Source organism: Variovorax sp. CAN15, from assembly GCF_030462475.1.
Lineage (GTDB): Bacteria > Pseudomonadota > Gammaproteobacteria > Burkholderiales > Burkholderiaceae_C > Variovorax.
Genome location: NZ_JASMRZ010000032.1, coordinates 20,483 through 45,050, shown reverse-complemented (window position 1 = coordinate 45,050; position 24,568 = coordinate 20,483). Strand labels below are relative to the sequence as shown.

The 24,568-nt window shown below is 68.9% G+C and carries 22 protein-coding genes and 1 pseudogene; 15 read left to right on the top strand and 8 right to left on the bottom strand.

Translation table 11 applies throughout. The features are described 5' to 3' along the window. Positions 1–2 precede the first annotated feature (2 nt). The 4 genes and pseudogenes from QMO14_RS19540 to QMO14_RS19525 all read right to left on the bottom strand — a co-directional run bounded on the left by QMO14_RS19540 (position 3) and on the right by QMO14_RS19525 (position 4,932). The gene (locus tag QMO14_RS19540; RefSeq protein ID WP_301509109.1) at positions 3–1,535 is read right to left on the bottom strand and encodes a YgcG family protein; all 1,533 of its coding nucleotides are present in this window, start codon (positions 1,533–1,535) and stop codon (positions 3–5) included. Positions 1,536–1,579: 44 nt separating this feature from the next. Further along, positions 1,580–3,012: pseudogene (locus tag QMO14_RS19535) on the bottom strand (aldehyde dehydrogenase family protein). 21 nt (positions 3,013–3,033) lie between these two features. Beyond that, entirely contained in the window at positions 3,034–4,056 is a 1,023-nt protein-coding gene (locus QMO14_RS19530; RefSeq protein ID WP_301509108.1) for an alpha/beta fold hydrolase, read from the bottom strand. Positions 4,057–4,209: 153 nt separating this feature from the next. Beyond that, the gene (locus QMO14_RS19525) at positions 4,210–4,932 is read right to left on the bottom strand and encodes an SDR family oxidoreductase (RefSeq protein WP_301509107.1); all 723 of its coding nucleotides are present in this window, start codon (positions 4,930–4,932) and stop codon (positions 4,210–4,212) included. A 101-nt stretch (positions 4,933–5,033) separates the two neighbouring features. Here QMO14_RS19525 and QMO14_RS19520 point away from each other — a divergent pair, with 101 nt between their 5' ends. Next, positions 5,034–5,969: a LysR family transcriptional regulator gene (locus QMO14_RS19520; protein WP_301509106.1), complete on the top strand. Its 936-nt coding sequence runs from the start codon at positions 5,034–5,036 to the stop codon at positions 5,967–5,969. Positions 5,970–6,168: 199 nt separating this feature from the next. Here QMO14_RS19520 and QMO14_RS19515 read toward each other — a convergent pair whose 3' ends face one another. Beyond that, the gene (locus QMO14_RS19515) at positions 6,169–7,134 is read right to left on the bottom strand and encodes a LysR family transcriptional regulator (protein WP_301509105.1); all 966 of its coding nucleotides are present in this window, start codon (positions 7,132–7,134) and stop codon (positions 6,169–6,171) included. A 102-nt stretch (positions 7,135–7,236) separates the two neighbouring features. Between QMO14_RS19515 and QMO14_RS19510 the strand changes: the two genes are divergently transcribed. From QMO14_RS19510 to QMO14_RS19470, 9 genes are all read left to right on the top strand, one after another. After that, positions 7,237–8,166, top strand: a complete 930-nt coding sequence (locus QMO14_RS19510; RefSeq protein ID WP_301509104.1) for a ketopantoate reductase family protein — start codon at positions 7,237–7,239, stop codon at positions 8,164–8,166. Next, positions 8,163–8,546 (top strand): VOC family protein, encoded by a 384-nt coding sequence (locus QMO14_RS19505; protein WP_301509103.1) that lies wholly within the window; start codon positions 8,163–8,165, stop codon positions 8,544–8,546. Before QMO14_RS19510 ends, QMO14_RS19505 begins: the two co-directional genes overlap by 4 nt. 41 nt (positions 8,547–8,587) lie before the next feature. Then, on the top strand, positions 8,588–9,040 hold the full coding sequence (locus QMO14_RS19500; protein ID WP_258355227.1) for a MaoC family dehydratase: 453 nt from the start codon (positions 8,588–8,590) through the stop codon (positions 9,038–9,040). After that, positions 9,037–10,266, top strand: a complete 1,230-nt coding sequence (locus tag QMO14_RS19495) for a CaiB/BaiF CoA-transferase family protein (protein WP_301509102.1) — start codon at positions 9,037–9,039, stop codon at positions 10,264–10,266. The genes QMO14_RS19500 and QMO14_RS19495 overlap by 4 nt, the downstream gene beginning before the upstream one ends. A 10-nt stretch (positions 10,267–10,276) precedes the next feature. Then, a complete protein-coding gene (gene aroE / locus QMO14_RS19490; RefSeq protein WP_301509101.1) occupies positions 10,277–11,098 on the top strand; it encodes a shikimate dehydrogenase in 822 nt (273 codons plus the stop codon). Between the two features lie 22 nt (positions 11,099–11,120). Further along, on the top strand, positions 11,121–11,558 hold the full coding sequence (aroQ, locus tag QMO14_RS19485; RefSeq protein ID WP_301509100.1) for a type II 3-dehydroquinate dehydratase: 438 nt from the start codon (positions 11,121–11,123) through the stop codon (positions 11,556–11,558). Between the two features lie 34 nt (positions 11,559–11,592). Next, a complete protein-coding gene (gene hemE / locus QMO14_RS19480; RefSeq protein WP_301509099.1) occupies positions 11,593–12,702 on the top strand; it encodes a uroporphyrinogen decarboxylase in 1,110 nt (369 codons plus the stop codon). A 487-nt stretch (positions 12,703–13,189) separates the two neighbouring features. Further along, positions 13,190–15,265 carry a primosomal protein N' gene (priA, locus tag QMO14_RS19475; protein ID WP_301509097.1) on the top strand — a complete coding sequence of 692 codons (2,076 nt, stop codon included), beginning with the start codon at positions 13,190–13,192 and terminating at the stop codon, positions 15,263–15,265. Between the two features lie 49 nt (positions 15,266–15,314). Continuing rightward, on the top strand, positions 15,315–16,229 hold the full coding sequence (locus tag QMO14_RS19470) for a hypothetical protein (RefSeq protein ID WP_301509096.1): 915 nt from the start codon (positions 15,315–15,317) through the stop codon (positions 16,227–16,229). A gap of 17 nt (positions 16,230–16,246) precedes the next feature. Here QMO14_RS19470 and QMO14_RS19465 read toward each other — a convergent pair whose 3' ends face one another. After that, positions 16,247–16,456, bottom strand: a complete 210-nt coding sequence (locus QMO14_RS19465) for a hypothetical protein (RefSeq protein ID WP_301509095.1) — start codon at positions 16,454–16,456, stop codon at positions 16,247–16,249. A gap of 239 nt (positions 16,457–16,695) precedes the next feature. Here QMO14_RS19465 and QMO14_RS19460 point away from each other — a divergent pair, with 239 nt between their 5' ends. Then, complete coding sequence (locus QMO14_RS19460) at positions 16,696–17,412, top strand: hypothetical protein (RefSeq protein WP_301509094.1); 717 nt, start codon at positions 16,696–16,698, stop codon at positions 17,410–17,412. Between the two features lie 22 nt (positions 17,413–17,434). Here the strand turns inward: QMO14_RS19460 and QMO14_RS19455 are convergent, their stop codons facing one another. After that, on the bottom strand, positions 17,435–18,454 hold the full coding sequence (locus QMO14_RS19455) for an AEC family transporter (RefSeq protein WP_301509121.1): 1,020 nt from the start codon (positions 18,452–18,454) through the stop codon (positions 17,435–17,437). 157 nt (positions 18,455–18,611) lie between these two features. Here QMO14_RS19455 and QMO14_RS19450 point away from each other — a divergent pair, with 157 nt between their 5' ends. From QMO14_RS19450 to nadE, 4 genes are read left to right on the top strand one after another with little or no spacing between them, the layout of a single operon-like run. Beyond that, on the top strand, positions 18,612–20,714 hold the full coding sequence (locus QMO14_RS19450) for an ATP-dependent helicase (protein WP_301509093.1): 2,103 nt from the start codon (positions 18,612–18,614) through the stop codon (positions 20,712–20,714). A gap of 5 nt (positions 20,715–20,719) precedes the next feature. Then, positions 20,720–21,217 carry a hypothetical protein gene (locus QMO14_RS19445; protein WP_301509092.1) on the top strand — a complete coding sequence of 166 codons (498 nt, stop codon included), beginning with the start codon at positions 20,720–20,722 and terminating at the stop codon, positions 21,215–21,217. Beyond that, positions 21,214–22,398 (top strand): phospholipase A, encoded by a 1,185-nt coding sequence (locus QMO14_RS19440; RefSeq protein ID WP_301509091.1) that lies wholly within the window; start codon positions 21,214–21,216, stop codon positions 22,396–22,398. The genes QMO14_RS19445 and QMO14_RS19440 overlap by 4 nt, the downstream gene beginning before the upstream one ends. Before the next feature lie 25 nt (positions 22,399–22,423). Continuing rightward, a complete protein-coding gene (gene nadE, locus QMO14_RS19435; RefSeq protein WP_301509090.1) occupies positions 22,424–23,263 on the top strand; it encodes an ammonia-dependent NAD(+) synthetase in 840 nt (279 codons plus the stop codon). 24 nt (positions 23,264–23,287) lie between these two features. Here the strand turns inward: nadE and QMO14_RS19430 are convergent, their stop codons facing one another. Continuing rightward, positions 23,288–24,556: a tetratricopeptide repeat protein gene (locus QMO14_RS19430; protein ID WP_301509089.1), complete on the bottom strand. Its 1,269-nt coding sequence runs from the start codon at positions 24,554–24,556 to the stop codon at positions 23,288–23,290. Between the last annotated feature and the right edge of the window lie 12 nt (positions 24,557–24,568).

The following is a 24,568-nucleotide window of genomic DNA, read 5'->3' as shown; positions in this document are numbered from 1 at the left end:
CGCTACCAGCTGCCGGAGGCGCCGCCCCCGCTGCTGGAGCCGCCACCGCCGGACGAGGAGCTGTCTGACGACGAACTACTGCTGCTGCTCGAGGAACTGCTCGACGAGCCGCTGCTCCAGCCGCTGTCCGAGCTGTCGCCGTCGCCACTGCCCGTGGCGAAGGTCGGGAAGACGAACATGAACAGCAGCGCGAGAACGGTCGCGATCGCGGTCGGAATCCATGTCTCGTCGGGCAACGGGCCGGGCTCGGTGATCACGACCACCGTGCCGACCACCCCCAGCACGACGATCCACCGGATCACGAAGCCGAGCGCGCCGCCGTCCCGCCAGGTGTTGCGGATGCCGAAGACGATGACCGTGACCAGGAGGCCCGCGCCGCCGATCGCCAGCGCCCACAGGAAGCCCGGCCAGAACACGTCGCCGCCGACCATGAAGGCGATGCACACCAGCGCCGCGATCACCGCGGCGATGCTGCCGAGCACATAGGCCACTTCCTTCACGCGCCCGCAGAGATACCCCAGGCCGTACAGGAAGAGCGCCGGAATCGCCAGGAACCCCGCCATGAACGGGTTCAGCAGCATGGCGGCCCCGCCCACCGGACCCGCGCCGACCAGGCCGAGCACGAGCCGCCAGTCGCGCGGCCGGCGGGGCGCTTCAGGCTCGATCTCCTGCAGCGACTCGGCCCAGGGCTCGGGACGCTGGATGCGGCGCCCGCGCTTGCCCGAACGCTTGCCGCGCGAAGGAGGCCGCGCGGTGCGGCGCCGCGTACCGACGAGGGGCCCCGCGCCGAGACCGTGCCATGCCCCCACGCCGATGCTCCACAGCATGACGCCGAGGAAGGCCTTTCCTTCTGGCGTGAGGCCTCCGCCGCCTRCAGCCGGTTCGCGCGCTGCCTCCTCATCCATCGGCAGCGGCGTGGACGCGGTGTCCGACGCGAGCGTGTCGGGCCATGCCGGCGCCGCCGGCGCGCCGATCAGCTCCGACAGCGCCCGCACCGCGGCCTGCACGCCGCCCGCGTAGTCGCCGCCACGAAAGCGCGGTGCCATCTGCTTGTCGATGATCGCGGCCGCCTGGATGTCGGTGATCGTGCCCTCCAGGCCCTTGCCGACCTCGATGCGCATCTTCCGGTCTTTCAGCGCAACGAGCACCAGCACGCCGTCGTCCTCGTCCTTGCGGCCCAGCTTCCAGCGCGCGAACACGCGCGTGGCGTATTGCTCGATCGACTCCTGTCCGGTGGTCGGCACGATCAGCACAGCGAGCTGCGCCTGCGTGCTGCTCTCGAGCTCGGCGATCTCCTGGCGCAGCCCGTCGGCATCGCCCGCGCTCAACGTGTTGGTGAGATCGATCACGCGCGTCTTCATCGGCGGCACGGGCACGAGGCTGGTCTTGGCCTGCGCGAATGCAGGGCATGCGCAGATCGCGATATACAAGAAGAGAACGAAGCCGAGCCACGCCCAGGGCTTCGGCGGCCTCTTGCCGGCGCTCGCCTGTGCTGATCGGGCGAACGCGCAGGGCACGGAGTCTGTCAGGAGCATGAGGCAGGATAACGCCTGCCCCATCCGCGCCATCGGGCGCGATCTCAGCCGGGCTGCGCCACGGCCACGGTCTTCGGCTCCAGGAAGGCCTCCATGCCGAAGAGCCCGAACTCCCTGCCGATGCCCGACTGCTTCACGCCGCCGAAGGGCGCGCTCAGCTCGGGCGTGACGCGGTTGACCAGCACCGTGCCTGCGCGCAGCCTCGAAGCCACGCTCAACGCGCGCTGCTGCCGCGAGGAGAAGACATATGCCTGCAGGCCGTATGGCGAGTCGTTCGCGATGTGCACCGCTTCGTCCTCGCCGTCGTAGCCGATCACCGAGAGCACCGGCCCGAAGATCTCCTCGCGCGCGATGTCCATGTCGTTGCGCACGCCCGCGAACACGGTGGGGCGCACGAACCAGCCCCTGTCGAAGCCTTCCGGGCGCCCCTCGCCGCCAGTCACGAGCGTCGCGCCCTGCTCGATCCCCCGGCGGATGTAGTGCTGCACGCGCTCGAACTGCGCCTTGCTCGCCAGCGGCCCGACGGCGGTGGCGGGGTCGCGCGGATCACCCACGCGCATGCCAGCCGCCGCCGCGCGCAGGCCCTCGATGGCCTGCGCCATCTGCGCCTTCGGAATCAGCAGGCGCGTGCCCGCCACGCAGGCCTGGCCGTTGTTCATGAAGGCCGCGCCCAGCGCCATGGGCAGCACCGTCGGCAGGTCGGCATCGTCCAGCACCACGGTGGCCGACTTGCCCGACAGCGCGAGACTCACGCGCTTGAGCGTGTCCAGGCCCGCGCGTGCAATGAGCTTGCCGGTGGCCGTGGAGCCGGTGAACGAGATCTTGGCGATGGCCGGATGGGTGGCGATCTCATCGCCCACGTCGCCGCCGCGCCCCAGCAGCACGTTGACCGCGCCCGCCGGCAAGCCGGCCTCGTGCAACGCCTCGGTCACGACCCGCGCCTGCAGCGGACTGAACTCGCTGGGCTTGATCACCGATGCGCAGCCCGCGGCGATGGCCGAGGCCAGCTTGCTGCAGATGCTCCCGGCCGTGCTGTTCCAGGGCGCGATGAGGCCGGCGACGCCGACCGGCTCCATGCGCACGACGGCGTCGCCCATGCGGCGCTCGAACTCGTAGCCCTCCAGCATCCGCGCCGTGTCGGCAAAGCATTGCGAGGCGTAGTTGCTGACCCATCGCGAGCGGGCCAGCGGGCCGCCGTACTCCTCGATGGTGGCGTCGCAGATCTGCTCGGTGCGCGCCAGCATGGCGGCCTCGAGGCGCCTGAGCATGTCGATGCGCTGCGCTGCGCCTTGGTACTGGCCGCCAACACTGGCTGCGCCCGGCTCGCGGCTTCGATGGCGCGCTTCGCGTCGTCTCGGTTCGCCAGCGTCACGGTGCCGATCGGCTGCCCGGTGGCCGGGTCGAGGATCTCGAGCCGCTCGCCGCCCTGCACGGGCACGAAGGCGCCGTCGATGTATGCCTGATGGATGTTCCACATGGCCGTTGCTCCAGCGCTTTATCAGCCTCGCGCAGCGTCGATCACGGCCTTCGTGAAGGCCTCGGGCGCTTCCTGCGGCAGGTTGTGGCCGATGCCGCCGCTGACCAGCCGATGCTCGTAGCGCCCCGAGAACTTCTTCGCATAGGCGCTGGGCTCCGGATGCGGCGCGCCGTTGGCATCGCCTTCGAGCGTGATGGTGGGCACGGCGATCACCGGCGCCTTGGCGAGCCGGTTCTCCAGCGCCTGGTGCTTCGCCTCGCCTTCGACGAGGCCGAGTCGCCAGCGGTAGTTGTGGACCGTGATCGCCACGTGGTCGGGGTTGTCCAGCGCCACCGCGCTGCGCTCGAAGGTGGCCGCGTCGAAGTTCCACCTGGGCGATGCCGTCTGCCAGATCAGCCTGGCGAAGTCGTGGCGGTTCTTCTCGTAGCCCGCGCGGCCGCGCTCGGTCGCGAAGTAATACTGGTACCACCACTGCAGCTCGGCCTGCGGCGGCAGCGGCACCTTGCCGGCCTCCTGGCTGCCGATGAGGTAGCCGCTCACCGAGACCAGCGCCTTCACGCGCTCCGGCCACAGCGCCGCCATGATGCAGGCCGTGCGCGCGCCCCAGTCGCAGCCGGCGACGGTCGCAACCTGGATCTTCAGCGCATCCATCAGCGCGATGATGTCGACGGCAACCGCCGACTGCTGCCCGTTGCGCGGCGTGTCCGCCGACAGGAAGCGCGTGGTGCCGTAGCCGCGCAGGTACGGCACGATGACGCGGAAGCCCGCCGCCGCGAGCGCCGGCGCCACGTCGACGAACATGTGGATGTCGTAGGGCCAGCCATGCAGCAGGATCACCGGCGCGCCATCGGCCGGACCCGCTTCGTAGTAGCCGATGCTGAGCGTGCCCGCATCGATGCTCTTGAGCGGCTCGAGGCGCCTGGAAGATGCGCCGGTGGCGGCCTGCGCGAAGGCCGGCGTGAGCGCTGCGAGCTGGGCGGCCGCGGCGCCGAGGGCCGTTGCGGCGAGGAAGCTTCTGCGGGGCAGTTGGAACGACGTTGACATTGGATTTCCTGAGTGACTGAAGGTGGTGGAAGGGCTGACAGGTCCCAATGTCGCCCCTCGAACCGCCATTCACCCGGTCCTGCGTATCGCTCTGTATCTGCCGCTGTTTTTCCAACAAAACTTTTCGTTGTGCGAGCCGGCGCACCCGTCACGTCACACCAGCCGCAGCCCCCCATCGCACTCGATGACGGTCCCCGTCGTGTAGCCGTTCTCGATCAGGAACTGGATCGCATGCGCCACGTCCTGCGGCCGGCCCACGCGGCCGACGGGCAGCATCCCGACCTGCTGGCGGAACAGGTCGTCCTTCATCGCGGCGGGCACGCGGTTCCACCAGGGCGTGTCGACCAGGCCCGGCGACACGGCATTCACCCGGCTGGGCCGCAGCTCGCGCGCCAGGCTGCCCACCATCGCCTCGATCGCGCCGTTGATCGCCGCCAGCCCCGCCGTGCCGGGCAGCGAGTTGCGCGCGGAGATCGCCGTCACGAAGGTCAGGCTGCCGCCCTTGCGCAGCACGCGCGCGCCGGCCTGGGCCGCTTCGAGCTGCGGCCAGAACTTGGCCTCGAAGCCGCGGCGCAGCGATTGAAGATCGAGCTGCGCGAACTCGCCCGCGCCCTCGCCGCCGCTGAGCGTCAGCACCAGGTGGTCGACGGGGCCGGTGTTGTCGAAGAAGGCATCGAGCGCGCCGCGGTCGCAGGCGTCGAAGGCTGCGCCGCTCACGTTCGCGCCCATGCCGGCGATCGCTTCCTGCAGCTTGCCGTTGTCGCGGCCGGTCGCGATCACGCGCGCGCCGGTGGCCGCCATGCGCCGCACGGTCTCGAGGCCCACGCCCGACGAGCCACCGACCACCACCACTGTCTGCTGCTGTTCCAAGGCCATGACGACTCCTTTGAATGTCCGATGAAAGAAGGAAAGAGAGAAATAGAGAAAGAGCCTTCAGGTTAGGAACACCGGGCCTATCATTCAAATCGTTTGGAACCATGGAATACATCAACGAAAGTGATTTCAGGCGGCTCGACCTGAACCTGCTGCTGGTGTTCCACGCGCTGCTGCACGAACGCAGCGTCACGCGCGCGGCGCAGCGGCTGTTCATCGGCCAGCCGGCACTGAGCGGCGCGCTCAAGCGCCTGCGCGCCGCGCTGGGCGACGAGCTGTTCGTGCGCACCTCGCACGGCATGACGCCCACGCCGCGCGCGCTGGAGCTCGCGCGCGTCATCGAGCCGCTGCTGCTGTCGCTGCAGCAGGCGCTGCATGCCCGGCCGGCGTTCGATCCGGCGAAGGCCGAGCGCGTGTTCCGCGTCGGGCTGAGCGATGCGCTCGAAGTGGCGCTGATGCCTCGGCTGATGCAGCGGCTTTCCGAAGAGGCGCCGGGCGTGCGACTGGTGGCGCGCGCGGCCGAGCGCACCAACGCGCCGGCGATGCTCGACGCGGCCGAGATCGAACTGGCGGTGGGCGTCTTCACCGACAGCGCCGCGTGGCACCGGCGGCGCGCGCTGTTCGGCTGGCACTTCGTCTGCGTCTACAACCCGGCGCTGGTGAAGGTGCGCGGCAAGCGCATCACGCTGCAGGAGTACCTGCGCCACCCGCACCTGCTGACCTCGTTCAGCGCCGACCTCAGCGGCCTCCTCGACGAGCTGCTGCGCGAGCAGGGGCGTGCGCGCAAGGTGGTCTTCTCCAGCCGCAACTTCGCGACCAGCCCCTTCATCGTGCGGCAGATGCCCGCCATCACCACCGTGCCCACCTTCGCCGCCGCCACGTGGCGCGACACGCTCGGGCTCGCGGTGAGCCCGCTGCCTTTCGAAACACCGGCCTACGAGGTGTCGCTGCTGTGGGCGGCGGCGCGCGACGGCGATCCAGGCCTGCGGTGGCTGGTCGGCCTCATGGCCGAGGTGTTCGGCGAGAAGCCCGTGCGTTGATCCAGCGCGCACCGTGCGTGGACCGGGAGCGCAGCACCCGCGGTGTCCCGGGTGGAGACACCGATGATGTCGCGCCGCCGCGTGCCTGTCCTGCGGAAGCGCTTGCGTGCGCCCTCCACGGATCGAGCGCTGCAGCGAGGCCCCGCGCGTTCCAGCGGCGCGAGGCCAGGGGCGCAACGGCTCAGGCGATGCTTGCGCACTAGGCTCTGCGGCCTTCCTCTTGTTTGCGAGCCTTGGACTTCCTGGCAAAGAGTCCCTCGCACAGGCCGCGAAGCCAGCGATTCGCGGGGTCCTGGTTGTAGCGCGCGTGCCAGTGCTGCTTGACGGTGAATGGCGGCACGGGCACCGGGCAGTCGAACACCGCGAGCCCGTTGGTGCGCGCCAGCGTCTCGCCGATCTGGCGGGGCACGGTGGCAATGAGGTCGGTGGTCGAGACGATGGCGGCCAGGCCCAGGAAGCCGGGCAGCTCCAGCAGGATGCGCCGTTCGACGCGGTGCCGAAGCAGCGCCGCCTCCAGCAACTGCACGCCCGTGCCGCCGACGATGCCGATGTGCGCCTCGGCCCTGTAGTCGCGCAGGCCCATGCCCTTCGCGCCGACGCGCGGATGCCGTGCATTCACCAGGCACACCCAATCCTGCGGATACAGCACCTGTTGATAGAAGCCTGATTCGAGCCATGGCACCAGTCCGATCGCGAGGTCGGCCTGACCGGACTGCAGCGCCTGCCCGGTCTGCTCGTCGATGCGCGCGGCCTCCAGGCGAATGCCCGGGCCCACGGCGCGCACATGGGCCAGCAGTTGCGGCAGCAGCGTGATGTGGCTGGCATCCGTCATGCAGATGCGAAAGCGCCTTGTGGCGCTCGACGGATCGAACACTTCCTGCGGCGCGGCCACGCGGCGCAGCGCCGCCAGTGCCTCGCGCGCCGGAACGATCAGCTCGTCCGCGCGCGGCGTCGGCTGCATGCCTGCGGCGGTACGCACGAACAGCTCGTCGCCCAGGTGCCTGCGCAGCCGGCCCAGCCAGTTGCTCACCGTCGGCTGGCTCTGGCCGAGCTGGTCGGCCGCGCGCGTCACGCTCTGCGTGGTGTAGATCAGGTCGAACAGGCGCAGCAGCTTGAGGCTGAGCAGGCCCGCGCTCGCATCGAGGTTGTCGTCATCGGCATTCATTTCAAAACGGAATGTAGACCATTCGCCCCATGTCATGGACGAGATGTTCACCGAAACCTATCTTCACGGCATCCATTCGAGACACCCCTTCGAGAGACAGGCATGAAGATCTATTTCCTGGGCGCTGGCGCCCTCGGCTGCGCCATCGGCGGCACGCTCGCCGCCGGCGGGTCGGACGTCACGCTCGTCGACCCTTTCCAGGCGCACGTCGACGCCATCAACCGCGACGGACTCCTCATGAAGGAAGGCGATTCGGAGCGCCGCGTCAAGGTGCGCGCAGCGACCAGCGTCGAGGGCCTGCCGCCGGCCGACCTGGTGATCGTGCTGGTCAAATCCTTCCATACGCGCTCGGCCATCGAAGGCGCGCTGTCGATCGTCGGACCCGACACCGCGCTGATGTCGCTGCAGAACGGCATGGGCCACGAAGAGATCCTGGCCGACGTCGCCGGCCGCGCGCACGTGCTCGCCGGCAAGACCTACGTCGGCGGCGTCCTGCTCGGCCCGGGCCGCGTCATTGCCGGCACGCGCGGCAAGCGCACGGTGATCGGTGAACTCGACGGCAGCCTGAGCGAACGCGCCAGGGCCATCGCGGCCGAGTTCGAGCGCGCCCAACTCCCTTGCGAGGTCAGCGACAACATCATGGGCGTGATGTGGGACAAGCTGCTCATCAACGTCTCGACCGGCGCGCTCAGCGGTATCACGGGCCAGGTGTACGGCAGCCTCTACGGGGTGCCCGAGATCGAGGCCACGGCCATCGCTGCCGTGGCTGAGGCCATGGCCGTCGCGCGGGCCATCGGCGTGAAACTTTCGATCAAATCGCCGCGCGATGCATGGGTGATGGCCGCCGAAGGCCTGCCCTACGAGTTCAAGACCTCGATGCTGCAGAGCCTGGAGAAAGGCTCCGTCACCGAGATCGACTTCATCAACGGCGCGGTGGTGCGCGCAGGGCTCGAGCACAAGGTGCCGACGCCGGTCAACCAGACCCTGGTTGCGGCCATCAAGGGCATCGAACGCCGGCTGGAGGCGAAATGAGCACGCCGCGCGCCTATGTGGAGCACGTCGCCATCTGGGTGAAGGACATCCACTGGCACATCAGGTTCTTCCACGACGTCTGCGGCATGACGATGCGCGAAGTGCAGGGCACGCTCGAAGAGCCGGTGCAGTACTGGACCCTCGGCGGCATGCAGTTCATGGCCAAGCCGGACCACGCAGGGCCTGAAGGCCGCCTCGGCCATATCGGCGTGATGTGCGAAGACCTCGAAGCCGCGCTCGCCGCCGCGCAGGCCTTCGGCGTGACCGAGATGCCGCAGGGCCGCAACTGGCTGCGCCTGCCGGACGGCCTGGCCGTCGAATTCATCCAGGCCAGCGCCGGCGCCGTGGCGCGCGCGCTCGCCATCGATCCCCGCGCCTGAAGAACAGTCACCAATACAGAGAGACACACACCATGACCGCCTTGACCATCGAAGACAAGTACTGGGACGACGCTGTCGTCGGCCAGGAGTGCATCAGCCCGCCCTATGAAGTGACGGAGGCGCGCGTGATGGCGTATGCCGACCTCACCGGCGACCACACCCCCGTTCACACCGACGAAGCCTACGCGCGCACCACGCCCTTCGGCACCCGCGTGGCGCACGGGCTGTTCGGCCTGTCGGTGGCCGACGGGCTCAAGACGAAGAGCGACATGCGCTTCATGCCGGGCATGTCCCTCGGCTGGGAATGGAGCTTCGTGGCCCCCATCAAGCTCGGCGACACGGTGCGCGTGAAATTCCACGTCGGCAGCAAGCGCGAATCGAAGAGCAAGCCGGGCTGGGGCATCCTCGTGCTGCCGTCCGAACTCATCAACCAGCGCGACGAGGTCGTGCAAAAGGGCGAGCACCGCGTGATGGTGCCGAGGAAGCCGGCATGAGCACGTCACCGAAACAGGCGCTGCCGCTGGCAGGCTTGCGCGTCATCGACTACAGCCACTTCCTGGCCGGCCCCTACGTCGGCCGCTGCCTTGCCGCGCTCGGTGCGGAAGTCATCAAGGTCGAGCGCCCCGGCACGGGCGACGCCGGGCGCCAGCACGCGTGGTTCGTCGGCGACCACAGCGGCTACTTCCTGCAACAGAACATGGGCAAGAAGGGCCTCAGCGTGAACACGAAGGACCCACGCGGCCGGGCCTTGATGAAGAAGCTGGTCGACAGCGCCGACGTGTTCGTCGAGAACTACCGCCCCGGCGCCCTCGACAAGCTGGGCCTGGGCTATGCCGAACTCGCCGAGACCAATCCTGGCCTGGTGTACTGCTCGATCTCGGCCTATGGCCACACCGGCCCCGACTCGCACCGCGCCGGCTTCGGCCTGATCGCGGAAGCGAAGAGCGGCATCATGCAGATGGTCGGCAATCCGGGCGAAGCACCACCGCTGCTGCGCATCTCGCTGGGCGACATGTACACCGGCATCCACGCGGTCGCCGCAATCAACGCGGCGCTGCTGGGGCGGGTGAAGTCCGGCCGCGGGCAGCACATCGACATGGCGCTGTACGACACGCTGGTGTCCATGCACGAGTACGCGGTGCAGTGCTACACGCTCTCCAATGGCCAGGAGGTGCCGGTGCAGACCGGGCACGACATGCCCAATTCCACGCTCTACGGCGTGTTCCGCGCGCAGGACGGCGACCTCGTGATCGCCGCGCAGGTGGACGACGCCTGGAAGCGCTTTGCCGCGCTGGTCGAGCAGAACGGCGGCCCCGCGGGTTTCGGCAGCGACACGCGGCTGCACGCTTCGGCCGGGCGCAATGCACATCGCGCCGGGATCCTCGAGGTGGTGAAGCCGTGGGTTGCTGCGCGGCCGGTCGCGCAGGTGCTGAAGATGCTGGACGGCATCGACGTGCCGGCCGCCAAGGTTCAGCGCATCGACGAAGTGCTGGCCGATCTGCAGATCCGCGCGCGCGGCATGGTGATCGAGCAGGAGCATCCGGTGCTCGGAAAGATCCGCCTGCCGAACCTGCCCTTCCACATGTCGGGCTGCGACACCTCGGTCACGCAGGTGGCGCCCGAACTGGGCGAGCACAACGCGGAAATCGCGGCGAGCCTCGGTTTCGACGCCGCGCAGATCGCCGAGATGCAGGCCGACGGCGTGCTCTACAGCAAGTAAGGAAGCAGCCATGACCGACAAGTACGCCGTGATCGGCAACCCGATAGGACACACCAAGTCGCCGATGATCCACGGCAGCTTCGCGCAGGCGACCGGCCAGGACATCGACTACAGCGCAATCGAAGGCTCGCTGGAGCGCTTCGCCGACGACGTGCACGCATTCCACAAGGCGGGCGGACGTGGAATGAACGTCACCGCCCCGTTCAAGCTGCAGGCCTATGCACTGGCCACCGAGCGGCTCGAACGCGCCGAGCTCGCCGGCGCCACCAACGCGCTGAAGTTCGAAGGCGAACGCATCCTTGCCGACAACTTCGACGGCGTGGGCCTGACCAACGACATTCAGCGCAACCTGGGCTTCCCGCTCGAGGGCGCGCGCATGCTGGTGCTCGGCGCGGGCGGCGCGGTGCGTGGCGCACTGCAGCCGTTTCTCGCGCAACAACCGGCCGTGGTGGTGCTGGCGAACCGCACGGAGGCCAAGGCCGTCGACCTCGCGAAACAGTTTGCCGGGCATGGCCGCGTGCAAGGCTGCGGCTACGGCGATCTGGCGGGCGAGCAATTCGACATCGTCATCAACGGCACCTCCGCGAGCCTCAGGGCCGAATTACCGCCCCTGCCCGCACAGGCGCTGCAGGGTGCGAGGCTGGCCTACGAGCTGGCCTACGGCAAGGGCCTGACGCCCTTCCTGCGCCTGGCGCAGAACGCCGGCGTGCCGAAGCTGGCCGACGGCGTCGGCATGCTCGTGGAACAGGCGGCGGAAGCCTTCCTGTGGTGGCGCGGCGTGCGGCCCGACACGCGCAGCCTCATCGACCGAATGACCATCCCCCTGGTCTGACCCGACGACTGGAGACAGCCACATGAAGATCCTCATGCTGCACGGCATCAACCACAACATGTTCGGCAAGCGCGACCCCAAGCAATACGGCACGGTGACGCTGGCCGAGATCGACGCGCAATTGCAGGCACTCGGCAAGGAACTGGGCGCCGAGGTCGAGAGCTTCCAGACCAACAGCGAGGGCGAGATGTGCGAGCGCATCCATCGCGCCTTTGCCGACGGCGTGGACGCGGTGCTCATCAACGCCGGCGCATGGACGCACTACAGCTACGGCATCCGCGACGCGCTGGCGATCCTCACGGTGCCCGTGGTCGAACTGCACATGTCGAACATCCACGCGCGCGAGGCGTTCCGCCATCACTCGGTGTTCGCCGAGATCGTGAAAGGACAGATCTGCGGCTTTGGCGTGGACAGCTACCTGCTCGGCCTGCGCGCGGCGGTGACGGCGGCGCGAGGCTGAACCAGCGAGCCGAGGTGCCTGCGACAATGGGGGAATGCCTTTCGCCCCCCTGCAAAACGACACTTTCCTGCGTGCCTGCTGGCGCCAGGCCACCGACCACACGCCCGTCTGGCTGATGCGCCAGGCCGGCCGCTACCTGCCGGAATACGTGGCCACCCGCGCCAAGGCGGGCAGCTTCATGGGGCTGGCCACCAACACCGGCTACGCCACCGAGGTCACGCTGCAGCCGCTGGAGCGCTATCCGCTGGACGCGGCCATTCTTTTCTCCGACATCCTGACGGTGCCCGACGCGATGGGCCTGGGCCTGTCGTTCGAGGCCGGCGAGGGCCCGCGCTTCGCGCGTCCGGTGCGCGACGAGGCGGCGGTGGCGGCGCTCGAAGTGCCCGACATGGAAAAGCTGCGCTATGTGTTCGACGCCGTGGCATCCGTCCGCAAGGCGCTGAACGGCCGGGTGCCGCTGATCGGCTTCTCGGGCAGCCCGTGGACGCTGGCCTGCTACATGGTGGAAGGCGCCGGCTCCAGCGACTACCGGCTGGTGAAGAGCATGCTCTACGGCCGCCCCGACCTCATGCACCGCGTGCTGACCGTGAATGCCGACTCGGTGGCCGCGTACCTCAACGCCCAGATCGATGCCGGCGCGCAGGCCGTGATGGTGTTCGACAGCTGGGGCGGCGTGCTGGCCGACGGCGCGTTCCAGGAATTCAGCCTCGCCTACACGACCCGCGTGCTGGCCGGCCTCAAGCGCACCGGCGCCGACGGCCAGCCGGTGCCACGCATCGTGTTCACCAAGGGCGGCGGCCTGTGGCTGGACGACATGCGCGCGCTCGACTGCCAGGTGCTGGGCGTCGACTGGACCGTGAACCTCGCCGCCGCGCGCCGCCGGGTCGCCGAGGGCACGGACGGCAAGGCCAAGGCGCTGCAGGGCAACATCGACCCCAACGTGCTGTTCGCGCCGCCCGCGCGGATCGAGGCCGAGGTGGGCAAGGTGCTCGAAGCCTTCGGCAAGCCGCACGCCGACCCCGCGACACAGGGCCCGACGCACATCTTCAACCTGGGCCACGGCATCAGCCAGTTCACGCCGACGGAGAACGTGGCGGCGCTGGTGGCGGCGGTGCATGCGAAGTCGCGGGCGATGCGGGCCTGAGCGGGCCTGAGACTGTTAACAGCGGGAGCCGGCCCAGCGCCGTTGCGGCGGCCCGGAAAAGCGGTTCGCGGCGGTTTGTCAAGCGCAAAAACGGTATACGCAACCGCACTTATGCACAAAACACGTGTTGCAGTGCGCAAGATTTCCGGGTTACCCATCTTCCTTGCTTCCAAAGAGATAGCAAAGCTAAGTCATTGATTTATATAGGATTTGAACTTTGCTTTTTTTCCGGGCATTCCAGCCGGAGCCTTGATTTTCAAGGCTTGGCAGCGAGTCCAGCCTGCTTGTCAACAAAGTTATCCACAGAAACTCTGGACGAAGGCCAAAGCGCTGAAGAATCAACGACTTAAGCGTTCTTGCTCAGAGAATTTTTAACAAACCGTTCCAAGGAGGACTGTCCATCTCCACCGCCCGCCTCCCCCTCGACGAGGCCCCCGATCCGACGAACGGCATCGCGCCGGCGCTGCCCTGGCGGCTCGACATCGCCGTGCAGACGCCCGCGCACGCCGCGCTCGGCGACCTGCTGAGCTACGCCAGCGCCGAGCCGATGCCGCCCGGCACGCTGGTGCGCGTTCCGCTGGGCAAGCGCGAGGTGCTGGGCGTGGTCTGGAACGAGCCGGTGTCGCTGGCGGGCACCGAGCCCGACATGGCGCTCAAGCCGGTGGGCGCGGCCCTCGATGCGCTGGCCCCGCTGGGAGAAGGCTGGCGCGACCTCGTGGCCTTCGCGGCGCGCTACTACCAGCGCTCGATCGGAGAGATCGCGCTCGCGGCCCTGCCGCCGCAGCTGCGCGACCTGTCGACGGCGCAGCTGGCGCGCCGTCTCAAACGCAAGAGCGCGGCCGGACCGGTGGCACAGACGGCCGAATCGTCGAACCCCGTGGCGCCGAGCGCCGAGCAGACCGCCGTGCTGGCGCGCATCGAGGCCGAAACCGGAACCTTCCTGCTGGCCGGCAGCACCGGCAGCGGAAAGACCGAGGTGTACCTGCGCTGCGTGGCCGACCTGCTCGCGCGCGAGCCCGAGGCGCAGGCGCTGGTGATGGTGCCCGAGATCAATCTCACGCCGCAGCTCGAAGCCCGCTTCAAGGCGCGCTTCGGCGACGAGGCAGTGGTGTCGCTGCACAGCGGCATGACCAACCCGCAGCGCCTGGCGAGCTGGCTGGCGGCGCACTGCGGCGCGGCGCGCATCGTGCTGGGCACGCGCATGGCGGTGTTCGCGTCGATCCCGGCGTTGAAGCTGATCGTGGTCGACGAGGAGCACGACCCGAGCTACAAGCAGCAGGAAGGCGCGCGCTATTCGGCACGCGACCTCGCCGTGTGGCGCGGCCAGCGCGAGAAGGCCAAGGTGATCCTGGGCTCGGCCACGCCGTCGCTCGAGAGCTGGCACCAGAGCCGCCCCGCCGAGGGCGAAGACCCGGGCGGGCGCTACGTTCGGCTTGCCATGCCCTCGCGCATCGGCGCGGGCGAGCTGCCGGCGGTGCGGCTGGTCGACATGAACCTGCAGCCGCCGAAGACGGTGATATCGGGCGCGCTGCTGGACGCCATTGGCCAGCGCATCGCGCGCGGCGAGCAGAGCATGATCTTTCTCAACCGGCGCGGCTATTCGCCGGTGCTGGCCTGCGGCGACTGCGGCTGGAAGAGCGAATGCCCGCACTGCAGCGCGTACCGCGTGTTCCACAAGATCGACCGCACGCTGCGCTGCCACCACTGCGGCTTCACCGAACGCGTGCCGCGCGCATGTCCGGCCTGCGGCAACCCCGACATCGCGCCGGTGGGCCGCGGCACCGAGCGGCTCGAAGAGCATCTGGCCGAGCTGTTCGCCACGGTGAAGCGGCCCGATGGCAACGCGGTGCGCATCGCACGCATCGACGCGGACAGCACGAAGAAGCAGGGCGCGCTCGAATCCCAGCTCGCGGCCGTGCATGCGGGCGAGGTCGACGTGCTTGTGGGCACGCAGATGATCGCCAAGGGCCACGACTTCCGCCGCATCACGCTGGTGGCGGCGGTGAACCCCGACGGCGCGCTGTTCTCCAGCGACTTCCGCGCGCCCGAGCGGCTGTTCAGCCTGCTGATGCAGTCGGCCGGCCGCGCGGGCCGCGACGCCGCATACCTCGCGGCGCAGGGCGCGAAAGCCGAGATGTGGGTCCAGACGCACCACGCGCAGCACCCGCTCTTCATGGCGCTGCGCAGGCACGACTACACCGCCTTCGCCGCGCAGCAGCTCGACGAGCGCCGCGCCGCCGGCATGCCGCCCTTCGCCTTCCAGGCGCTGCTGCGGGCCGACGCGCGCGAGCAGTCGGTGGCGCAGGGCTTCCTGAACACGGCGGCCGACCAGGCCGAGTCGCTGCCGGGCGCCGACATCGTCACGCGCTATCCGGCGGTGCCGCTGGCGATCCAGCGCGTGGCGAACGTGGAGCGTGCGCAGATGCTGATCGAGAGCCCCTCGCGCGCCGCGCTGCAGAAGCTGCTTGCAGCGTGGCAGCCGCTGCTGCACGAGCTGCGGCGCACGCCCGAGGGCAAGGGCGTGATCCGCTGGCTGATCGACGTCGATCCGCACAGCATCTGAGCGACTTGTCCTGCACGCCCGTGCGGCAACCGCCGCCAAGGTGCCATGCATGAACACCCGTTGCGCCCACTGGATCATGAACATGACGAACACGGCCCGCCGCCTTCCGATGCCGGCCTTGCTGCTGGCAGCGGCGCTGGCGCTGGCGCCCGCGGCGGCTCCCGCGCAGACGGCCGCGCCGGCCGGCGGCGCGAGCGCTTTGCGCGGCAAGCTGCAGGCGCTGGCGCCGCAGCTGGCGCGCAACGCCTTCAAGCGCCCGCTGGCCATCGAGTCGAACGAGGCCTCCGACCGGCTGAGCGGCGACGTCTACGCGCTGGTCGATCACCCCTTCAACAGCGTGAGCGGCGCGCTGCGCACGCCCGCGGCCTGGTGCCAGGTGCTGATGCTGCACCTGAACACCAAGAGCTGCGCCGTGAAGAACGGGGGCGAACAACTCGAACTGGCCGTCGGGCGCAAGTTCGACCAGCCGCTGTCGGACACCCGGAAGATCACCTTCGGCTACAGCCTCGCCAAGACCGATGCCGGCTACCTGTACGTGCGCCTGAGCGCGGCCGACGGCCCGCTTTCCACGCACGACTACAGCATCGTGCTGGAGGCCGCGCCGGCCGACAACGGCAAGACCGCCATCCACCTGAGCTATGCCTATTCCTACGGCACCGCCGCGCGCCTCGCGATGAAGAGCTACCTGGCCACGCTGGGCAGCGACAAGGTGGGCTTCACGAAGCAGGGCCAGGACGGCGCGTACATCGGCGGCGTGCGCGGCGTGGTGGAGCGCAACACCATGCGCTACTACCTGGCGATCGACAGCTACCTCGGCGCCCCGGCGCCGGGGCAACTCGACCAGCGCCTGGGCGCATGGTTCGATGCCACCGAGCAATACCCGCAGCAGTTGCACGAAATGGACCGCGACGACTACCTGGCGATGAAGCACCGCGAGTTCGAACGCCTGCGCGCGGCGTCCTGAACCAACAAGCGCGATTCTCAGTGGTAGCTGGTGGGCTCCTTGCCCATATCGACGTAGCGCAGTTCGTCATGTCGGCGCCGCGCGATGCTCACGGGCCACGCAAACACCACCAGGCTCAGCGCGGCGAGCGCGATGGCGGTGGCCGTACCGAGCTTGCCGGCATGCCAGAGCCAGCCGACGCTGGCGAGCCAGAAAAACCACAACAGGATGCGAACCAGTATTGCCATCGCGCGCCCCATTCACATCTTTGACTTGCGACCACTGTAGCAGCGGTTTTGCAAACTCAAGCATTCAACTGAAGCAGTAGACGCCGCTATGCCTTAAGGCCACCCATGGCTTACCCGAAAATTTGTGAAAGAAAGATTGACGGGAGGCCTTGGCGCTGCTCAAGCTGTTACAGAGTAAACGCGCGAACTCCGCGCGGAATCCACGTTCAAAAATTGCTCGCTCACTGCAAGGGGTCGCCGTGAAACCGCCATCTTTCCCTGGTTGGGTTCTGTCTCTGGCTGCCCTCGCCTGCGCAGTCGGGGCATCCACGGCATCGGCTGCCGAACTGGAATTGCAGGGCAACCGGCTGGTGGTGTCGGGCACGCTCGACGGCAGCGCCATCAAGGAATTCAACGAACGCCTGGGCAGCGGCACGGTCCGCACGGTGGTGTTCGAAGACTCGTTCGGCGGCACCGCCGAGGCAGCCGGAGCCTTTGCCGACGCCATCCGCGCCAGCGGCGTGCAGACCGAGGTGCGAGGCCAGTGCATGGCCGCCTGCGCCTATGCCTTCCTCGCGGGCAAGACACACCGCTTCGGCTACGGCCTGCAGGTCAACGGCATCATGCTGCCGGTGGCGGCGCGGCCCACGGCGGCCGAGCTCGCGGTGCGCTGGCGCGGCGACGAAGCCCACAAGACACTGGCCGACTTCACGCCTGCCCCCGCACCTGCCGCCGCCACCGTGACCACGGCGGCATCGAGCGCCACCCAGGCGCAGGCCATGCCGATGGAGGCCAACGCCCCCGCGCCCAAGGACAACTGGCAGCCCGAGCACGGCGTGCTCTTCACGGCCAGCCCTTCGCTGTTCGGCCGCATCTACAACACCTATTACTGCGACGGCACGCAGGGCCGTGACTTCTCGAAGTGCGAGCGCCTGCCCGATGCCGACCCGTACAAGCTCGGCGTGCTGACACCGTAGCCATCGCCACCCGCAGCCCGCCTCAGCGCAGCAGGCCGACCGCCAGCGGAAAGCCGAAGAACGCCAGCACCGTCGTCCACAGGATGATGCGGGCGATGCGGCCGTTGTCGGCGCCGAAGCGCTCGGCCAGCATCGACACGTTGCTGGCGCTCGGCAATGCCGCCACCAGCACCATCACCACCAGCGCGGCGGGCGAGAGCGGCAGCCCCAGCGCGATGGCGCCCTGCCCCAGCCCCCAGATCAGCAGCGGGTGCACCAGCAATTTCACGACCACCACGGGCAGCACGTCGCCCCAGGGCGCCCTGGGCGCGGGCTGCACGCCGGTGCCCAGCGCCTCGGCCACCGCCGCGCTGGCGTCGTGTTCGCGCGCCAGCAGCGCCGAGCGCGCCAGCACCGCGCCGATGGTGAACAGCGCCACCGGCGATGCGGCATCGGCCAGCATCGCCACGGTGCGCTCCAGCGGCCCCGGCAATTGCCAGCGCGCGGCCGACAACAGCACGCCCAGCAGGATCGACCACGGCATCGGGTTGACCAGGATGCCGCGCAGCGCTTTGCGCGCGGCCTGTGCGCCGCCGCCCGCCGCGCCCGCCCCCATCCCGTCGAGCCGCGAAAGCCCAATGCACAGCGACGAGGTGACGACCATGTCGAACGCAATCGCGATGATCATCGGTCCAGCCGCCTGTGCCCCCAGGATCGCCACCAGCAGCGGCACGCCCATGAAGCCGGTGTTCGGAAACGCCGCCACCAGCGCGCCGAAGGCCGCGTCGTTCCAGCCCACGCGCGCGTTGCGGGTGAAAGCCACCACGCCCGCCACCACCACCAGCGCGCAGATGCCCCAAACCAGTGCGACGCTGCCGTCCAGCAACTGCCCGATGGGCGTGCCCGCGCCGAAGCGCAGCAGCATGCACGGCAGCGCGAAATACAGCACGAAGGTGTTGAGGCCGGGAATGGCATCCAGCGGCAGGACGCGGGCGCGCGCGGCGCCGTAGCCGGCCGCGATCAGCGCGAAGAAAGGGAAAGTAACAAGGAATACAGGCAGCACCGCCGCATTGTCGTTGCCCACCGCCGGTGGGCCGGATCGGCGTCCGCGGCCTACAACCCCGGCAAGGCCGGCCCCGTATCATTGGCCGCTTTGCGCCAGCCGTTCCCCACGGCGTTTCTCTCGGCTCTTCCGGTTCCTTCGGTTCTCTTTTTCTCCCATGTCCCACGGTCTCAATCCCGCGCAGCTCGAAGCGGTCAACTACATGAGCGGTCCCTGCCTGGTGCTCGCAGGCGCGGGCTCGGGCAAGACGCGGGTCATCACCCACAAGATCGGCCGGCTCATCCAGTCGGGCATCGAGCCGCAGCGCATCGCGGCCATCACCTTCACCAACAAGGCCGCCGCCGAAATGCGCGAGCGCGCGAAGCACCTGATCGGCAAGGACGCGCGCAAGGTGGTGGTGTGCACCTTCCACGCGCTGGGCGTGCGCATGATGCGCGAGGACGGCGCCGTGCTCGGCCTGAAGAAGGCCTTCAGCATCCTCGACAGCGACGACGTCACCAAGATCCTGAAGGACGCAGGCGGCACCACCGACGCAGCCACGGCCCGCATCTGGCAGTGGACCATCAGCAAGTGGAAGAACATGGGCCTGAACGCGGCGCAGGCCGAGGCCCAGGCGGCCGACGACAACGAGCGCATCACCGCGAAGATCATGGCCCGCTACGAAGAGCGGCTGCTGGCCTACCAGAGCGTGGACTTCGACGACCTCATCGGCATGCCGCTGAAGCTGCTCTACGAATTTCCGGAAGTGCGCGCCAAGTGGCAGGCCATGATGGGCCACATCCTGGTGGACGAATACCAGGACACCAACGCCACGCAGTACGACGTGCTCAAGGCGCTGGCCGGCGAGCGCGGCCACTTCACCGCGGTGGGCGACGACGACCAGTCCATCTACGGCTGGCGAGGCGCCACGCTGGACAACCTGCGCAAGCTGCCGGTGGACTATCCGACGCTCAAGGTCATCAAGCTGGAGCAGAACTACCGCTCCACAAGCGCCATCCTGCGCGCGGCCAACAACGTGATCGGACCGAACCCCAAGCTGTTTCCCAAGACGCTGTTCTCCGAGCTCGGCGAAGGCGAGCCGGTGCGCATCGTCGATGCCGACAGCGAGGTGCACGAGGCCGAGCGCGCGGTGGCGCGCATCGTGAGCATCCGCGCGGGCGAGGCCACCACGCAGGGCAAGCAGTACAAGGAGTACCGCGACTTCGCCATCCTCTACCGCGCCAACCATCAGGCGCGCGTGTTCGAGCAGGCGCTGCGCAAGGCGCAGATTCCGTACAAGGTCTCGGGCGGCCAGAGCTTCTTCGACCGCGCCGAGATCAAGGACCTGTGCGGCTGGTTCCGCCTGTGGGTCAACAACGACGACGACCCGGCGTTCCTGCGCGCCATCACCACGCCCAAGCGCGGCATCGGCCACACCACGCTGGCGAGCCTGGGCAGCTTCGCGAGCCAGTACAAGCTGAGCCTGTTCGAGGCGCTGTTCAGCCCCTCGCTGCCCAGCGTGATGCCCAAGCGCACGCTCGAGGGCATCCACGAGTTCGGCCGCTACATCAACGACCTCGAATACCGCGCGCGCCGCACCATGGGCGCCGAAGACTCGCGCACCTTCATGCTCGACTGGCTGAAGGAGATCGACTACGAGAAGCACCTGTACGACGGCGAGGACAGCGAGGCCGCAGCGGCATCGCGCTGGACCAACGTGCTGGAGTTCGTCGACTGGATGTCGCAGCGCGCCGGCGGCACGCTCGACGACACCTCCGGCGCCGACAGCGGCGGCATCGAGAGCGAGCGCAAGAGCCTGCTCGAGGTGGCGCAGACCATCTCGCTGCTGTCCACCATCAGCGAGCGCGAGCAGGACCAGGACGTGGTCACGCTCTCCACGCTGCACGCCTCCAAGGGCCTCGAATGGCCGCACGTGATGCTGATCGGCGTGAGCGAGGGCCTGCTGCCCTTCAAACTCGACGACGACAACGGCCGCCAGCAGCAGGTGAGCGAAGACACGCTGCAGCGCCTGCAGGAAGAGCGCCGCCTGATGTACGTGGGCATCACGCGCGCGCAGCGCAGCCTGGCCGTGAGCTGGACCAAGAAGCGCAAGCAGGGCCGCGAGATGGTGCCCTGCGTGCCCAGCCGCTTCATCGCCGAGATGGGGCTGGACAAGACCACCACCAGGGAAGACCCGCGCGAGAAGCTCAAGGCGCTGCGCGCCGAGTTCGCGCGCAAGGCGCAGGACAGCGCGGCCAAGGCCGCCGCCGCTGGATCGTGACGACGATGAAGATGACGACGATGACGAAGAAGACCACCGCAACCGCCGCGCTGCTGGCCGGCGCGCTCATCGCACTGTCGGGCTGCGCTTCGATGCGCGGCGGCAGCGCCGACTGCCCCACCGATGCGCGCGACCTGCCGCTGGAGTCGCTCTACGGCAACTGGGAAGCGCGCTTCGACAACATGCCGGCCGTGGCGGTCGTGCAGCTGGGCAAGCACCCCGACTACGACGGCGTGCGCGGCACCATCACGCGCAACGGCGCCAATCCCGCGAAGGCCACGGTCGCGCAGCTCGCGGGCGACGTGAACGACGAAGGCGCGCTCGCCATCGACGAATCTCTGGACGGCCGCGCCATCAGCGGCGTCTGGTCGGGCAAGCTGCAGACCGCCTCCTGCGGGCGCGAATTCAGGGGCACCTGGCGCAACGCGGCCGACGAGAGCACGCACCCGTTCGTGCTCAGCAAGACGGCGCCTCCAGCGTCACAGGAAGGAAAGAAGCAATGACGAAGAAGACCACCATCTCGCGAACTCGCTTCAGATTCAGCACGCTCACCGCCGTGGCCGCATGCCTCGGCGGCGCGGCCGGCATGGCCCATGCGCAGGCCGTGGACAAGCCCGCGAGCCCGCTGGCCGACTCGCAACTCACCTGGCAGCAGTGCACCGCGCTGGGCGCCAACAACGAAGCCCGCCTGGCCTGCTTCGACCGCTGGGCGCAGCAGCAGACGCTGCCCGCCGCGGCGGTGCCCCCGGCGCCGCCGGTGCTCGCGAGCACGCAGCCGCCGGTCGACGCATCGGTTCCCGCCACGCGCGTGGTCTCGGTGGCCACCACCGAAGGCTGCCGCGACCGCCAGTACTCTGCGCTCTCGCGCTTCTGGGAACTGGAGAACGCCACCGACTGCGGCACCTTCGGCTTTCGCGGCTATCGCCCGCTCAACGTGTCGGTCTCGGCCGCCACGAAGAAGCCCGAGACGCCGACCTCGCCCTCGGCCGACCACACCGCCGACCCGGTGGCCTACCAGGCCAACGAGATGCGCATCGGCCTTTCGGTGCGCACCAAGCTCGCGCAGGGCATGCTCACTCAGAACGACCCTGTGAAGAAGGACTCGCTGTGGTTCGCCTACAGCCAGCAGTCGACCTGGCAGCTGTTCAACGGCGCGATCTCGCGGCCCTTCCGAACCACCGACCACGAACCGGAGCTGATGTACGTCTACCCGACCGACTTCAAGCTGCCGGGCGGCTGGCGCTGGCGCTATTCGGGCCTGGGCATCGTGCACCAGTCGAACGGCCAGAGCCTGCCGCTGTCGCGCAGCTGGAATCGCGTGTACCTGATGGGCGGCGCCGAGCTGGACGACCGCTTCACCATCACCGGCCGCATCTGGAAGCGCATATCCGAGAGCGCCGCGAAGGACGACAACCCCGACATCGCCGACTACTACGGCCGTGCCGAGATCACCGGGCGCTGGAACCTCAACCGCGACAACCAGCTCGCCGTGACCGTGCGCAACAACCTGCGCGACAGCGGCCGCGGCTCGATCCGCCTCGAATGGCTCAAGGCCATCGGCGATCCGGCCAAGAGCAACCTGCGCTTCCACACGCAGCTGTTCTCGGGCTACGGCGACACGCTGGTGGACTACAACCGCAAGCGCACGGTCCTGAGCATCGGTCTCAGTCTGGTCGATTTCTGATTCACTTCACACGTCCTTACACACCATGAGTGCAGATCTGTCCCCCGTCGACGACACGCAGCGCGAAATCATCGCGGCGCTGCACGTCGCGCCCGTCTTCGATGCAGCCCGCGAACTGGAGCGGCGCGTCGACTTTCTCGCAAGCTACCTGAAGCAGACCGGCCTGAAGACGCTGGTGCTGGGCATCAGCGGCGGCGTCGATTCGCTGACCGCCGGCTGCCTCGCACAGCGCGCGGTCGAGAAGCTGCGCGCCACCGGCTACGACGCCACCTTCATCGCGATGCGCCTGCCTTACGGCGTGCAGAAGGACGAGGCCGAGGCGCAGGCCTCGCTCGCGGTGATGAAGCCCGACCGCACCATCACGGTGGACATCCGCCCCGCCGCCGACGGCATGCTCGCGGCGCTGAAGGCCGGCGACCTGACGTTCCGCGACGCGGCGCACGAAGACTTCGTGCTGGGCAACATCAAGGCACGCCAGCGCATGATCGCGCAGTTCGCGGTGGCCGGCGCGCACGACGGCATCGTCATCGGCACCGACCACGCGGCCGAGGCGCTGATGGGCTTCTTCACCAAGTTCGGCGACGGCGCGGCCGACATCACGCCGCTGACCGGCCTCAACAAGCGCCGCGTGCGCGCGGTGGCCCAGCTGCTGGGTGCGCCCGACGCGCTGGTCTACAAGGTGCCGACCGCCGACCTCGAATCGCTGGTGCCCGGCAAGCCCGACGAAGACGCCTTCGGCGTGACCTACGAGCAGATCGACGACTTCCTCGAAGGCAAGCCGGTGTCGGCCGAGGCCCGCCGGATCATCCTCTCCACGCATCGCAAGAGCGCGCACAAGCGCGCGCTGCCGGTCGAGCCGTTCTGACGGCTTCCGCCTTGCCGCGCAGGCTCAGCGCGTGACCACCTTCCAGCGCCCGGCCGATATCTCCGCCGCATAGGGCGCGGGAATGCCGGCCTCGTAGCCGTTGTCGCGCACGACGGCGTCGTAGCTGCAGACGGCCTGGCCGGCGGCGTCGTACAGGGTCCAGCGGACCTGCGTGCCGTCGGGTGCCTCGTGCACCACCTGCATCGAGGGCGCGCCGATGTTGGCGCCCACGTGGGCGTAGCGCGCGTCCACGGTCATGGGCACATGGGGCGGAAAGGGCTGGCTGCCCGGCAGGTCGAACCACTCGTCGTGCATGAGCAGGCTGCGCTGGGCGACCTTCCACACCCGGTGCCGCAGGAAATGCTGGTCGGCATAACGCGAGGAGAAAGGCCGGCTGCGCAGGTAGGCGCGCATGTCGCCCGCCATGTCCCAGAAGACGCCCGCGCACGCGCCCCACATGCCGGCGAGCATCAGCTCGGTGTGCGAGTGGTAGTCGCGCATGACGTGGAACCAGCGGTCGGAGGCACACCACGCGCGCACCGCCGCCTGGTCTCGCGTGGAGAGCAGCGAATCGGCGTCGCGGAACTGCACGCGGTCGACCCCGGGATCGTCGAGCGCGAGGAAGCGCCACATGGTGCCCGGCAAGTCATGGCCGCCGGTGGAGCGCACGTCGATGACCGACGCGCCCTCGCGCAGCAGCCGCCCGCAGACATCGGCGGGCACCGAGTCGTCGACGTAGAAACGGCACACCCACGCCGGAAACAACTCGCGCGCGGCCCGCACGTTGAGCACCGCCATCTCGCAGTAGCGCGGATCGCCGCCGAAGAGGCTGAAGGTGATGAGGTTGCGATGGCGGTTGCGCTCGTCGAAGCAGCGAGGAGCCGGCAGGCTGACGGTCGCGGCGGCCGGCTCCTTGTCGGCCTCCTGCAGCTTCAGCCGCAGCGACTCGGAGCCGAACCTGCGCACCTCGTCGCCCTTGCCGAGCTGCCCGGCCGCTTCCGCCAGGCCGTCATAGGTGTTGGCGGTTCCGAGTTCGCCGACGATGCGCAGGTAGAGGTGGTAGGCCTGCTGCGGCTGGCCGAGACGCAACAGGCACAGCGCGACGTCGGCCAGTGGCTGCGGGCTGTGCGTGGCCTGCCATGCCTGCGCAGCGAAGCCCCGCGCCTTTTCGTAGTCTCCTTGCGCGAAGGCCGCGCGGAACCTCGTGCCCAGGACATCCAGCGCCTGCTGCGTGACCGCCGGCCAGCGCGCCGGAACCGTTGCCTTCATCTTCTTCGTGCCTGTCTTCGCCATCGTCGTGCTCCC